Annotated in this window: 10 protein-coding genes; 8 read left to right on the top strand and 2 right to left on the bottom strand. The window is 58.1% G+C overall.

Annotation, left to right across the window (positions count from 1 at the left end):
- A complete protein-coding gene (gene glgB, locus V6L81_RS12365) occupies window positions 1-2220 on the bottom strand; it encodes a 1,4-alpha-glucan branching protein GlgB (RefSeq protein WP_370824168.1) in 2220 nt (739 codons plus the stop codon).
- A gap of 282 nt (window positions 2221-2502) precedes the next feature.
- On the opposite strand from glgB, the gene V6L81_RS12360 reads away from it, so the two are divergent.
- The 5 genes from V6L81_RS12360 (at window position 2503) to mapR (ending at window position 7726) form a co-directional block, all read left to right on the top strand.
- Window positions 2503-2673 carry a hypothetical protein gene (locus V6L81_RS12360; RefSeq protein ID WP_170943739.1) on the top strand — a complete coding sequence of 57 codons (171 nt, stop codon included), beginning with the start codon at window positions 2503-2505 and terminating at the stop codon, window positions 2671-2673.
- Between the two features lie 369 nt (window positions 2674-3042).
- Window positions 3043-3783 carry an ABC transporter permease gene (locus V6L81_RS12355; protein WP_337859680.1) on the top strand — a complete coding sequence of 247 codons (741 nt, stop codon included), beginning with the start codon at window positions 3043-3045 and terminating at the stop codon, window positions 3781-3783.
- Window positions 3783-4523 (top strand): ATP-binding cassette domain-containing protein, encoded by a 741-nt coding sequence (locus V6L81_RS12350; protein WP_095018839.1) that lies wholly within the window; start codon window positions 3783-3785, stop codon window positions 4521-4523. Before V6L81_RS12355 ends, V6L81_RS12350 begins: the two co-directional genes overlap by 1 nt.
- A 222-nt stretch (window positions 4524-4745) precedes the next feature.
- Entirely contained in the window at window positions 4746-6167 is a 1422-nt protein-coding gene (gene ccoG, locus V6L81_RS12345; RefSeq protein WP_271351230.1) for a cytochrome c oxidase accessory protein CcoG, read from the top strand.
- Between the two features lie 146 nt (window positions 6168-6313).
- Window positions 6314-7726, top strand: a complete 1413-nt coding sequence (gene mapR / locus V6L81_RS12340; protein WP_095002453.1) for a GntR family transcriptional regulator MpaR — start codon at window positions 6314-6316, stop codon at window positions 7724-7726.
- Between the two features lie 120 nt (window positions 7727-7846).
- On the opposite strand, the gene V6L81_RS12335 is transcribed toward mapR, so the two are convergent.
- Window positions 7847-8257 (bottom strand): hypothetical protein, encoded by a 411-nt coding sequence (locus tag V6L81_RS12335; protein WP_095018837.1) that lies wholly within the window; start codon window positions 8255-8257, stop codon window positions 7847-7849.
- Between the two features lie 189 nt (window positions 8258-8446).
- Between V6L81_RS12335 and V6L81_RS12330 the strand changes: the two genes are divergently transcribed.
- From V6L81_RS12330 to V6L81_RS12320, 3 genes are read left to right on the top strand one after another with little or no spacing between them, the layout of a single operon-like run.
- Entirely contained in the window at window positions 8447-11668 is a 3222-nt protein-coding gene (locus tag V6L81_RS12330) for an efflux RND transporter permease subunit (RefSeq protein WP_338659960.1), read from the top strand.
- Window positions 11658-12824 (top strand): efflux RND transporter periplasmic adaptor subunit, encoded by a 1167-nt coding sequence (locus tag V6L81_RS12325; RefSeq protein ID WP_095002363.1) that lies wholly within the window; start codon window positions 11658-11660, stop codon window positions 12822-12824. Before V6L81_RS12330 ends, V6L81_RS12325 begins: the two co-directional genes overlap by 11 nt.
- Window positions 12808-14220 (top strand): efflux transporter outer membrane subunit, encoded by a 1413-nt coding sequence (locus tag V6L81_RS12320; RefSeq protein WP_338659959.1) that lies wholly within the window; start codon window positions 12808-12810, stop codon window positions 14218-14220. Before V6L81_RS12325 ends, V6L81_RS12320 begins: the two co-directional genes overlap by 17 nt.
- Window positions 14221-14312 lie beyond the last annotated feature (92 nt).

Here is a 14312-nt window from a genome sequence, read left to right as displayed (position 1 = left end):
CTACCCCGTCACCGGCCGCAATATCAGCACCCCCAGCGGCGGCAGATTCAAGGCCAGCGATACGCCCTGACCATGGCTGGCTACCTCCTGGGTCACCACCCCGCCGCCGTTGCCATAATCGGAACCGGCATAGATCGCCGAATCACTGTTGATAACCTCCTGCCAGGTACCGGCAAATGGCACACCGATCCGATAACCTTCGCGCGGCACCGGGGTAAAGTTGGTCACCACCAGCAAGGGCGAACCGTCCTTGCTCCAGCGTAGCCACGCATAAACGCTGTTGGCTGCGTCATCGCCAATCAACCACTGGAAACCCTGCGATACATCATCCTGCTCATACAGCGCTGGCTGCTCGCGGTACAAACGATTCAAGTCGCCAACCAGTTTTTGCACCCCCCGGTGCTCGGGGTATTGCAGTAAATACCAGTCCAGTTGCTGATCATGATTCCATTCACGCCACTGGCCGAATTCGCAGCCCATAAACAGCAGTTTCTTACCCGGATGTGCCCACATAAAACTCAAGTAAGCACGCAGATTGGCGAATTTCTGCCAGCGATCACCGGGCATCTTGTCGATCAGCGAGTGTTTGCCGTGCACCACTTCATCGTGGGAGATCGGCAGGATAAAGCGCTCGGTCCAGGCGTACACCAGGCCAAAGCTCAGTTCGTTGTGATGATGGGCGCGGTACACCGGGTCTTGCTGGATGTAATGCAGCGAATCGTGCATCCAGCCCATGTTCCATTTGTAGGAAAACCCCAGCCCGCCCTGATCGGTGCTCTCGCTGACGCCGGGCCAGGCCGTGGACTCTTCGGCAATCACCAGCGCGCCTGGTACCTCGTAGGCAACCACATCATTGAGATGGCGCAAAAATTCTATCGCTTCGAGGTTTTCCCGCCCGCCATGCCGGTTGGGCACCCACTCACCAGCCTTGCGCGAATAGTCGCGGTACAACATGGACGCCACCGCATCCACGCGCAACCCGTCGACATGAAAGTGCTTGAGCCAGTGCAAGGCCGAGGCAAGCATAAAACCATGCACTTCGGTACGGCCCAGGTTGTAAATCAGGGTGTTCCAATCCTGATGAAAACCTTCAAGAGGGTTGGCGTATTCGTACAGTGCCGTGCCATCAAACTGCGCCAGCCCATGGGTATCGTTGGGAAAATGCGCCGGCACCCAGTCCAGAATCACACCGATACCGGCCATATGACAGGCATTGACGAACGCGGCAAAATCATCAGGCGAACCATAGCGGGCCGTCGGCGCAAATTGTGACAGAGGCTGATAGCCCCAGGAGCCTCCAAACGGGTGTTCCATGATCGGCATCAGCTCGATATGGGTGAAACCCAGTTGCTGCACGTAAGGGATCAGGCGCTCGGCCAGCTCGGGCCAGCTGTACTGACGCTCGATGTCGCCAACATCATCAGTCTCGCACTGCCATGACCCTGCATGTAACTCGTAAATTGACAACGGTGCGTCACGGCGCTGACGCTGCTCACGGGCTTGCATCCAGTCACCATCCTGCCATTCGATGGCCAGGGGTGACGCCACCTTCGACGCCGTATCAGGCGGCAACTGAGTGGCCAGCGCCACGGGGTCGGCCTTGAGCGGCAAGATGCCGTGGGCGCCAAGGATTTCGTATTTGTACGCCTCGCCCGCCTGCAGGCGCGGCACAAACAGCTCCCACACGCCGTTGGCGTGGCGCAGGCGCATGGGGTGGCGACGGCCATCCCAGCCGTTGAAATCGCCTACCACAGACACCCGCCGCGCATTTGGCGCCCACACGGCAAAGCGCACCCCCGGCACGCCATCAACCTCCAGCAATTGCGCCCCGAAGCAGCTGCTTAAATCACGGTGGTTGCCTTCGGCAAACAGGTACAAGTCCATCTCACCCAACAACGGACCAAAACTGTAAGGATCTTCGCTGGTTTGCACGGCATTGCCCCAATCAACCTGGAGCAAGTACGGCCGCGCCTGTGTGAAATGCCCGACAAAAAGGCCGGTGACTTGTGCGTCATCAAGGCGCCCGAGTACTTCACCGGTATCCCTGGCGAGTACATTGACACTGACCGCGCCGGGCAAAAAAGCCCGGACAAACTGCCCGCCTGCAGCATCGGCGTGAGGCCCCAGCACCGCAAACGGATCGGGGTGTTCGGCTTTGGTCAGTGCGTCGATGTCCGTAGGGGCGGGTAACAGCGAGTCTTTACCTTTACCAGTATCCATGCTCGAACTCATGCTGCTCTCCGTCTGGTAAAGGTTGTGCATGCCTGTGCATACGTTTCGGTCTTCGACTTGGCCTATGTCCTGAATCCACAGTCCCACCAAGACTAGCTCTTGTGGGGCACCCCGTGAGGGCTAATTACCCTTGGTTTATGCAAAACCCATGCAAATATTGCGGTACGCGCAGCGCAGTGCGCCGTCGGTCACGTGAGCGGAATCAAACCTGCCATCACACGGTCAACCTTCCGACAGCCCTCTACATCCCGCCACCGAGAGGTCATCGTGATGAGTATCCCCATTGCACCTGAAACCCCTGACCCCAATATCGACCAGCCAGCTTTGCCGCCCGTTCCCGAGCCACAACCGCAACAGGAGCCGCCCGAGCGTGACCCGCAACCCATGGGTGACCCGCCCTGTGAACAAGTGCCGCGAAAGGTAAAGACTGAAAAGTTCTAATTACGGCAATTAACAAGGAGCGGCATGGCAGCGCACATTCAAACAGCATGCCGCTCGTCGCTTTTTTTGAAAAAAAGTCATACCCGTACTACAGAGCGGGCTTACAAGTATTCTTTAAAACAGGCCCTACCAAAAACAAACAAACATTCACAAGCATTTGAAATTTTTTAATATTTTCAGCCAAAGCATATAAAAGCCCTCACGCAAATGAAATAAGATCATCGCAAAGGTTTCAGGAAGCCTTAATAAGCCACAGGGAAAACTATACGACCACTGTAGGAGCAATCTTAAACAAGATGTGCATATTTTTGACAAACTTTAAGGCCGGTATTAAATCTACAAGGATGCCCTTCCCTTAGCAGGTACCACATGCACAAGAATACAGGATCTCGAGCCTTTCAACTGGCCATGATTTTTATCAAGGAACAGCTCAAGGAACCGACTGCACTGTTCTGGATATTACTGTCGCCCGGTGCTGTTTTCTATCTGCTGATCTACTCGAAAGGAGACGATAATTTCAATCAAGATTACAGCGCTGTCACCGCATGGTTTTATGCCTATATATCTTCAAGCGTAGCGTTCTTTGGATTTTCTTTTTATATCATTGGCCGTCGAGAAAGTGGTTTCATCCGTTCATTCATTTATACGCCACACGCCAGAGCAGTGTTCCTGATAGCGCAACTCATCGCTTACTCCACAATCGCCTGCTTGTACTGCTTGTTTTTTTACATGATGACACGGCTCCCTTTTGGGGGTTACTCCACTTATGAAGCCTCAATACTCATGATCCGATTTTATAGTTGCTTTATTTTATTCTGCTCACCCGGCCTGCTCATTACCGCACTACCACTCAACTTCCAAACGGCCAACGCTGTTTTTTCAATCTTATCTTTTATCATGCTTGCCCTCGGGGTAGCACAAGCTGCCCTTCCTGAACCCACCTATTTCCCAATTGAATTATTCAACCCTCTAAGCCTTGGCAAAAGCATTATGCAACAGGGTATACAACCGCTATGGAAAATCATTATCAGCATTTTTGTGACCTTCATCATCGCCTTGTTATTGGCCTGCAAGTACTTGCGTATCAATCCAGTATGGAGCCGCTACTAATGAGTATTTTACAGGCAGACTGCATTGATTTCCGCTACCCAGAAAAACCGCTTTTCAGCCAAGCTAGCCTGCAGGTTTGCTCAGGCTCAATGACTGGTTTACTAGGACCTAATGGTGCAGGCAAGACCACGTTCTTTGATATTTTATGCGGTTTAAAAAAACCAGATAATGGCCAGATCACAAACCCTTTTACTCAACAACTTTATTTATCTCAGACGCTAATGACACCTCCCGCGTTGCGCATGTATGACATTTTCAAAATGACGGCCTTACTCTGCTCGCCCGCCCCCATTAACAAATGCCATATACAAGAGAAGCTGGCCCGCTGGAGCCCTCGAATCCTTGACCGCTACAACGAGATCTGGAGCAAAAAATCCTCTCTGTGCAGTTACGGTGAAAAACGCTGGTTCTTCACCGTTTCACTGCTGTCGATCGCAGCTGATTTCTACATTTTGGATGAACCCACTGCAGGGGTAGATCCGGAATTTCGCTTTCATATCTGGCAATGCCTGCGCGGTGCGGCACAGGACGGGGCGGCAATCCTTGTGTCCTCGCACAATGTCGATGAAATCAGCGAAAACTGCCAAGGCTTTTACATGATCAGCCAACAGAAATTCCTACACTTTGAAGACGGTGAAGCGTTCAAATATCACTATCAGGCCAGCACCCTCGATCAAGCCTTTATCAAGGCCGCATGTGGGGCTGACATGCACAAGTCATCACAACCCATCAGACCGTGATTCGCAGATTTTCTTGACCCCGATCACCCCCTGTACCACCCAACTGCGTTACAGGCGTGCAAAGCCAGCAAAACCGGGGCAGAACCTCGGGTGCAGCCGATTGTCGCAGGCCGCCTGAAGGCGCCATCTGATCCGGTTTTAATTCAAATAACTGAGCCTGTTATGCAAACAGTTCGCTGGGCATAGTGCTCGGGCCTGATGGAGGCTGATGAGCGAAAGACCATGAGCGAACAAATTCCCGTCCAGATACTTGAATCATTTGAGGCTCCCCGACCAAGAGCCGCAAAAACCAATAACAAGTCCAGCGACAACCTGATTCATACCCGCAGTTTCACCGGCCTGTTTCGCACACTGCGAATCGTGGGAGCAGGCCTGTTGTTTTTACTGTTCTTTGGCACCGTATGGCTCAACTGGGACGGCCGTCAGGCAGTGCTGTGGGACTTGTCTGAAAGTAAGTTTCATATATTCGGCGCGACCTTCTGGCCGCAGGATTTCATCCTGCTTTCGGCACTGCTGATCATTGCCGCCTTTGGCCTGTTTGCAATCACGGTATTTGCCGGGCGCGTATGGTGTGGCTACACCTGCCCGCAGAGCACCTGGACCTGGCTGTTTATGTGGTGCGAAAAGATCACCGAAGGTGACAGAAACCAGCGCATAAAGCTGCAAGCAGCGCCCTGGCGCCTGAACAAGATCCTGCGCCGAACGGCCAAGCACTCGTTGTGGCTGGCCATCAGCGTGATGACGGCACTGACCTTTGTCGGTTATTTCACCCCGGTACGGCCACTGGCCACAGAGCTGCTGACCCTGGAGATCGCCGGTATCAGCCTGTTCTGGATGCTGTTTTTCACCGGCGCCACCTATATCAGCGCCGGCTGGCTGCGCGAGGCAGTGTGCATGCACATGTGCCCGTATGCACGGTTCCAGAGCGTGATGTTCGACAAGGACACCCTGGCCATTTCCTATGATGTTGCCCGCGGCGAAAACCGCGGCCCGCGCAAACGCGGGGTCGAACCCAAGCAGGCCGGGTTGGGTGATTGCATCGATTGCTATATGTGTGTGCAGGTATGCCCCACCGGGATAGATATTCGCGATGGCTTGCAGATGGAGTGCATCGGCTGCGCGGCCTGTATCGATGCCTGCGACTCGGTGATGGAGAAAATGGGTTACGCTCCGGGCCTGGTGCGTTATACCTCCGAGCACGAATTGCAAGGCGGCAAGACCCATCTGCTGCGTCCGCGCCTGATCGGCTATGCCGTGGTGCTGCTGGTGATGATCGGCGCGCTGGTGATGGCGCTGAATATGCGCACCATGGTGTCCCTGGATGTGATCAAGGATCGCGGTCTGTTCCGTGAGAACAGCCTGGGCCAGATCGAGAATATCTACAGCCTGAAAATCATCAACAAGACCCAGGAGCCTCAGCACTACCGGGTTTCGTTGCAGGACGGCGAGGCGTTCCAGTTGCAGGGTAAAACCGAACTGACCCTGGCCCCCGGCGAGATTGTCGACGTACCGGTGTCTGTGGCCCTGCTGGCCGAGCGCCCGAAAAGCAGCTCGCAGACCATCGAGTTTGTGGTCACTGACACTGATGAACCGAGCGTGCGCAGTGTGGCCAAAAGCCGTTTTGTTGCCCCGCTGAACCGTTAAGCTGCAAATACTTTGTGTGGGAGCGGGCTTGCTCGCGACAGGATTGCTGCGGTGTGTCAGGCAAATCGCAGTCAGGCCATCGCGAGCAAGCCCGCTCCCACACCATTGCCCCGCCAGTAACCCAACGCCGGACCGAGCCTTATTCCATGAAACGCTACGAAAAATTTGCCGACGATATTGCCGAACTGATTCGCTCCGGGGTGCTCGGCCCCGGCCAGCGCGTGCCTTCGGTGCGCTATGCCAGCCAGACCTACGGCGTCAGCCCCTCGACGGTTTTTCAAGCCTATTATTTGCTGGAGCGTCGCGGTTTGATCCGGGCCAAGCCGCGCTCAGGCTATTTCGTCAACACCCATGCACCCAGTCCGTTTTGCGAGCCAGTGTTCAGCAGCCACGTCACCGAGTCCACCCAGGTGGATGTCAGCGCCCTGGTGTTTTCGGTGCTGGACTCGATCAAGGATCCGCACACCGTACCCTTTGGCTCGGCCTTCCCCAGCCCGATGCTGTTCCCTTTGCAACGCCTTGCCCGCTCGATGGCCACCGCCAGCCGCGAAATGGACCCGCGCATGGTGGTGACCGACATGTCCCCCGGCAACCCGCAATTACGCCGGCAAATCGCCCTGCGCTATATGGTCGGCGGGCTGATGCTGCCGATGGAGGAACTGCTGATCACCAATGGTGCGCTGGAGGCCCTCAATCTATGCCTGCAGGCCGTCACCGAACCCGGTGATCTGGTGGCCATCGAAGCCCCGGCGTTCTACGCCTGCCTGCAAGTGCTGGAACGGCTCAAGCTCAAGGCCGTGGAAATCCCGGTGCACCCGCGAGATGGCATCGACCTCGGCGTGCTGGCACAAACCCTTGAGCGCCACCCGATCAAGGCCGTGTGGTGCATGACCAGCTTTCAGAACCCGATTGGCGCGACCATGCCAGAGGCCAAGAAACAGGCACTGGTGAAGTTGCTGAGTGACCATCAGGTGCCGTTGATCGAAGACGATGTGTATGCCGAGCTGTATTACGGTCAGCACCCGCCCAAGCCGGCCAAGGCGTTTGATACCGAAGGGCTGGTGATGCATTGCGGCTCGTTTGCCAAAAGCCTGGCCCCGGGCTATCGCATTGGCTGGGTGGCTGCGGGGCGTTACGCGCAGAAAATCGAGCGGCTTAAACTGATGACCTCGCTGTGCGCCTCCATGCCAGCCCAGGCGGCGATTGCCGACTATTTGCAACATGGCGGCTATGACCGCCACCTGCGTAAATTACGCTATGCCCTGGAAGAGCAGCAAAGCGCGATGCTGGCAGCGATAGGGCGTTATTTCCCGGCACAAACCCGGGTCAGCCAGCCATCGGGAGGGTACTTTCTGTGGCTGGAGCTGCCCGAGCAAATGGACTCGCTCAAGCTGTTTCAGATGGCGTTGGCCCAAGGTATCAGCATTGCGCCGGGGCCGATCTTCTCGGCTACCCAACGTTTTAGAAACTGCATCCGCCTGAACTACGGCAGCCCATGGGATGCTGCCTGCGAAAAGGCCATGGAGACCCTGGGCAAAATCGTCAAATCGTTCACTTGATGCCCTCGTTCCTTCGGTAGTGGCTACAAAGTCTGAAGGACATTTCAACTGTGGGAGCGAGCAGGCTCGCTTCCACAGGGAGGGTTGACCGGCAACAGCGTATCTACAGGGATCGCAATCTCACCCCGGCATACAGGTGAAGTCCGCCGTGTGGGCCACTTCCTTGCCGTGGCCATCCACCAGGCGTGCACTCACTTCAGGCCCCAGGCTCGATTCGATCAATTCGTAATGCTCACCCGCTTTAAACCCGCTGTAGTTGACCTTGCCCTGGCAATCCACCTGGTTTTCATCACCCGTGGCACCTTCATACAGGGTCACGTCCAGCCGGTGGGCACCAGGCGTGACTTCAAAATAGCGGCCATCGTTGATGCTTTTGCCGTCTACACGTTCGGCCATCAGGTCACTGTTGCCCTCTTCTTTCAGTCCGATCCAGGCTTCGCCCGGGTCCTGCTTGGGCATGGGCCCTGCACAAGCCGACAGCAACAGCACCAGGCTCAGGGACGGAATCAGCAGAAGCGGTTTAAGGTTCATCGCAGTCGGGCCTCGAAACAATAGAGTAGGCCGCAAGCTTGCGGCGCCTCGCGCCTTGCGCCAAATGAATGAAAATGAAGGGAATTTCAGCCCTTTCCTAAAGGATCCTTCACGTTGCTGAAAGCTGAACGTTAGGTTTGAGCGGTGAGACTGCCGAGGTTTGCAATTCCACTCCTCGGAGGTTCTGGCATGCTCGGGCTGGTAAAGACCGCACTGCACAAGCCGTACACGTTTATCGTGCTGGCGATTTTCATCTGCATCATCGGGCCACTTGCCGCTGTGCGGACCCCTACTGATGTATTTCCTGATATTGGCATTCCGGTAGTCGCCGTGGTCTGGCAATACACCGGCCTGGCACCTGCCGACATGGCCGGCCGGGTGATCTACACCTACGAACGCTCGCTGAGTACCACGGTCAACGACATCGAACATATCGAGTCGCAGTCATTGCCCGGCATGGGCATCGTGAAAATTTTCTTCCAGCCCGGCGTCGATATTCGCACCGCCAACGCGCAAGTGACCGCCGTGTCACAGACCGTGCTCAAGCAGATGCCGCCGGGGATTACCCCGCCGCTAATCCTTAATTACAGCGCGTCCACGGTGCCGATCCTGCAACTGGCGTTCTCCAGCCCGACACTTTCGGAAGCCAAAATCCGCGACCTGGTGCAGAACAATATCCGTCTGCCCCTGAGCGCCCTGCCGGGCCTGGCCATGCCCACCCCGATGGGCGGCAAGCAACGCCAGATCACCCTCGACCTTGACCCCCAGGCACTGGCTGCCAAAGGCCTGTCCGCACAGGATGTGGGCAATGCCCTGGCGGCGCAAAACCAGATCATCCCGGTGGGCACCGCCAAGCTTGGCACCTATGAATACACGGTGTTGCTCAACAACAGCCCCAAGGCCATCGACGAACTCAATGACCTGCCGATCAAGACCGTCAACGGCGCGCTGATCACCATCGGCCAAGTGGCCCACGTACGTGACGGCTCGCCGCCGCAAACCAATATCGTGCGCGTCGACGGCCATCGTGCGGTGCTGATGCCGGCGCTGAAAAACGGCAATATCTCCACCCTGTCGATCGTCGACGGCATTCGCGCAATGCTGCCGCGTATCAACGAAACCCTGCCACCGTCGCTGAAAACCTCGTTGCTGGGCGACGCTTCGGTGTTCGTCAAGCAATCGGTGGGCAGCGTGGCTCAGGAAGGCATCATTGCCGCCCTGCTGACCAGCGCGATGATTCTGCTGTTCCTCGGCAGCTGGCGTTCAACCCTGATCATTGCCGTGTCGATCCCCCTGGCCGTGCTGTCGGCCATCGCCCTGCTGGCCCTGAGCGGGCAAACCCTCAACGTCATGACCCTTGGCGGGCTGGCGCTGGCGGTGGGGATTCTGGTGGACGATGCCACAGTAACCATCGAGAACATTAACTGGCACCTCGAGCAAGGCAAGTCGGTGCGCGATGCGATCCTGGACGGCGCCAAGCAGATTGTCGGCCCGGCGTTCGTGTCGCTGCTGTGTATTTGCATCGTGTTTGTGCCGATGTTCATGTTGCAGGGCATTGCTGGCTATCTGTTCCGGCCGATGGCGCTGTCGGTGATTTTCGCCATGGGCAGTTCCTTTATTCTGTCGCGCACTCTGGTGCCGACCCTAGCGATGTTTCTGCTTAAGCCACATGTGCCGGAACAAGGTTCAGGGCATCACCCGGAAGACGGCTACATCAACCATCACGAGGGCGATCAGCACACCCGCCAGCACTCGGCACCAGTGCGTGCACTGCTGAGCTTTCAGGCGGGATTCGAGCGCCGTTTTTCGGCAGTACGGGACGCTTACTACGCCGTACTGGAACTGGCCCTGGCCAATCGCAAACGCTTTCTGCTGGGTTTTATGGCCTGTGTACTGGCCTCCTTTGCCTTGCTGCCAAGCCTGGGCCAGGACTTTTTCCCGGCCACCGATGCCGGTGCCCTGGCCTTGCATGTGCGCTTGCCGCTGGGCACGCGCATCGAAGAAAGCGCTGCGGACTTCGATCGCATCGAGTCACGGATTCGAGAAATCATCCCGGCCGAGCAACTGGACACAGTGATCGACAATATCGGCATTCCGCTTAGCGGCATCGATATGGCCTACAGCAGCAGTGGCACTATCGGCCCGCAGGACGGCGATATTCAGGTGACTCTAAAAGAAGGCCACAGCCCGACGGCTGACTATGTAAAACGCTTGCGAGAAGCCTTGCCGGAGAGTTTCCCCGGCAGCCAGCTCGCCTTTATGCCTGCAGATATCAGCACCCAGATCCTCAATTTCGGAGCACCGGCGCCTTTGGACGTGAAAATATCCGGGCGTGACGACGAGGCCAACCGCGCCTATGCCCTGGAGCTGCAACGTCGCCTGCAACATGTACCGGGAATTGCCGACCTGCGTATTCAGCAGTCGGTGGGTTACCCGTCGCTGCAGGTCAAGGTGGACCGCCTGCGCGCCAATGGCCTGGGGATTACCGAACGGGATGTGACCAACAGCATGGTGGCCTCCCTGGCGGGCAGCTCCCAGGTGGCACCGACCTTCTGGCTCAACCCGCAGAACGGTGTGTCTTATGGTGTGGTAGCCGCAACGCCGCAGTATCGTCTGGACAGCCTGCCGGCCCTCGAAGCCCTGCCCGTGACCGGCAGTAACGGCCAGTCACAAATCCTGGGCGGGCTGGCGACTATCAGCCGTGTGCAAAGCCCGGCCGTGGTCACTCACTACAACATTCAGCCGACGCTGGACCTCTACGCCAATATTCAGGGTCGCGATCTGGGCTCGGTGGCGGCCGATGTGCAAAAAGTAATTGATGGCGCTGCCAACCTGCGGCCCAAAGGCGCAATCATCAGCCTTCACGGCCAGATCGATGCCCTGCATGAAGCCTTCAGCGGCCTGAGCTTCGGCCTGCTCGGCGCGGTGGTGCTGATCTACTTGCTGATCGTGGTCAACTTCCAGTCGTGGCTCGATCCTTTTGTGATCATCACTGCCCTGCCCGCGGCCCTGGCCGGGATTGTGTGGATGCTTTTTCTCAGTGGTACCTCGCTGTCGGTGCCCGCCTTGACCGGAGCTATTTTGTGCATGGGGGTGGCTACCGCCAACTCGATCCTGGTGGTGAGCTTCTGCCGCGAACGCCTGGCCGAACATGGCGACGCTCTCAAGGCAGCAATGGAAGCGGGCTATACACGTTTCAGACCCGTGTGCATGACCGCACTGGCGATGATGATCGGCATGCTCCCGCTGGCCTTGTCAGAAGAACAGAACGCCCCCCTGGGACGCGCCGTTATTGGCGGTCTGATGCTAGCCACCGTTGCCACCCTGCTGTTCGTGCCCGTGGTCTTTAGCCTGGTGCACGGCCGTGAAAAAAATCGAGCTGCTGCTGGAGAAACTTCCCATGTCGTCTGATCAAAAACCCTCGCGCAAGCGCTTGATATACCTGGGCATCGGTGGCCTGACCCTGGCCGCCTTGCTGGTCGCCAATGGGCTGGCCGCCCGCAGTCGCCATGAGCACGCGGTGAGCCAATGGACCGAAGCGGCCGCACTGCCGATTGTCAACGTATTCCAGCCCCTGCAGAACGCCCATGGCGATACCCTGCGCCTGCCCGCGCATCTGGAGGCCTGGAGCAAGGCGCCGATCCATGCCCGGGTCAACGGCTACCTGCAAAGCTGGCAAACCGACATTGGCAGCAAGGTCAAGGCCGGGCAGGTCCTGGCGGTTATCGACAGTCCGGATCTGGATCAGCAACTGGCGCAGACCCGCGCCCATATGCTCCAGGAGCAAGCCAACGCCCGGCTCGCGGCCACTACGGCCACACGCTGGCAAAATCTGCTGGCAAGCCATTCGGTGTCGCGCCAGGAGGCTGACGAAAAGCTATCCAATGCTGCCGCCGCCAAGGCCAATGCCCAAGCCGCTGAGGCGGATTACGCACGACTGTCGACGCTGGAAGCCTACAAGACCATTCGCGCACCTTTTGCAGGCACCATCACCGCGCGCAATACCGATATCGGCCAGTTGATCAAGGCCGACACCGACAGCGATACCGAGCTGTTCGATCTTGCCGACACGCACCAGCTGCGCCTGTATGTGCCAGTGCCACAGAACTACGCCAGCGTGATCCGCCCCGGCATGCAGGTACAACTCAGTGTGCCGGAACATCCAGGGCAAATGTTCAACGCAAAACTGATCGGTAACTCGACAGCAATTGACCAGCGCTCCGGCACCCTGATGGCCCAGTTCGTCGCCCTCAACCCTGGTGACGCGCTGATGCCCGGTGACTATGCCGAGGCGCTGCTGTCGATTCCGGCCGATACCCATGGCGTCAGTATCCCGGCCAGCGCCCTGATTTTCCGTGCCCAGGGCACACAGGTGGCAGTGCTCGACAAGGCCCGGCATGTGCATTTGCAAACGATCCATATCGGCCTTGATCTGGGCGAACGACTGGTGATCGATCAAGGCCTTACGGCCACCGACACCGTCATCGACAATCCGCCCGACGCCTTGCGCGAAGGCGACTCGGTCAAGCTGGCCGACGCAGGAGCCCCCCATGCAGCCAAGGCTTAATCGCAGCGCCCTGTTACTGACCCTGGCGTTGCAGGGTTGCTCACTGGCACCAGGCTACAAGACACCCGACCTCAAGTTGCCCGAGCACTACCGTGAGCAAACCAGCGACGGCCCGTGGCACAGCGCGCAACCTGCCGACCAGCTCTCACCACAGTGGTGGCGGGTATACCAGGATGAACGCCTGAACAGCCTGCAACAGCAGTTGCTCAAGGCCAATCCGGATCTGGCCGCGGCACTGGCCCACTTCGATGCGGCGCAGGCGTATGCCAGCCAGTTGCACGCTGGGCTGTTCCCACAAATTACCGCCAGTGGCCAGCCGTTGCGCCAGCGTCAATCGGACAACCGTCCATTGCGCGGCAGTACTCAGCCATCGGTCTACAACAGCAATACGGCGGGGTTTGCGTTGAATTTCGACCTCGACCTGTGGGGCAAAATCCGCAATCAGGTGGCGGCGGGCGATGCTCAAGCCCAGGCCTCGGCGGATGACCTGGCCGTCGCGCGTTTGAGCCTGCAACGCCAATTGGCCAGCCTGTATGTGCAACTTGACGGGCTGGATGCGCAGCAGCAAATCCTCACCCGCTCGCTGGATGATTACGCTCAGGCCCTGCAACTGACCCGCTCGCGCTATCAGGGGCAGATCGCCTCGGAACTCGACCTGACCCGCGCCCAAAGCCAACTGGCCGAAGCCGAGGCGCAGCTGGATGACGTCCGCGCCCAACGCAACCTGACCGAACACGCCATCGGTGAACTGGTGGGCGAACCTGCCAGCAACTTTCAGCTGGTGGCCAACTCGCAAACGCTAAACCTGCCTGATCAACCGCGCACCCTGCCCAGTACCCTGCTGCAACGGCGCGCCGACATCGCCGCGGCCGAGCGCCGGGTTTTCGCCGCCAATGCCGGGATCGGCGTAGCCAAGGCCGCCTGGTACCCGGACTTCAGCCTGACCGGCCTGCTTGGCGGGCAAACCCAGGGTAGCGGCAATTTGCTGTCTGCCGGTAACAGGTTCTGGGCGTTGGGGCCGTTGGTCAACCTGCCGATTTTTGACGGCGGCAGGCTCGATGGCCAGGAACGCCAGGCCAGGGCCGAATTTGCAGAAGCATCAGCCCATTACCGTAGCCAGGTGCTGCACGCGGTGCGTGAAGTTGAAGACAACCTCGCCCAGCTGCGTGACCTGCAACAGGAAAGCCTCGATGAACAGGCCGCAGCCAACGCCGCCGAACACACCCGGGCAATCGCCACCCACAGCTATGAAGCCGGCGCGGTGAGTTACCTGGACGTAGTCACCGCACAGACTGCCGCCCTGCAGGCCCAGCGCCAGGTGCAGGCATTGCACACCCGACAGTTACAGGCCAGCGTAGGGTTATTGACGGCGTTGGGGGGTGGTTGGCAGGGCTGACGCCCTGCGCATCAGTGGGAGCAGGCTTGCCCGCGATGGCAACACCGCGATTTGCCTGACAGAACGCAGTACTTGCATCGCGGGCAAGCCCG

This window comes from Pseudomonas bubulae, from assembly GCF_037023725.1.
Taxonomy (GTDB): domain Bacteria; phylum Pseudomonadota; class Gammaproteobacteria; order Pseudomonadales; family Pseudomonadaceae; genus Aquipseudomonas; species Aquipseudomonas bubulae.
The sequence above is the reverse complement of the archived record's forward strand: the minus strand, read 5'-3'. Positions and strand labels throughout refer to the sequence as shown.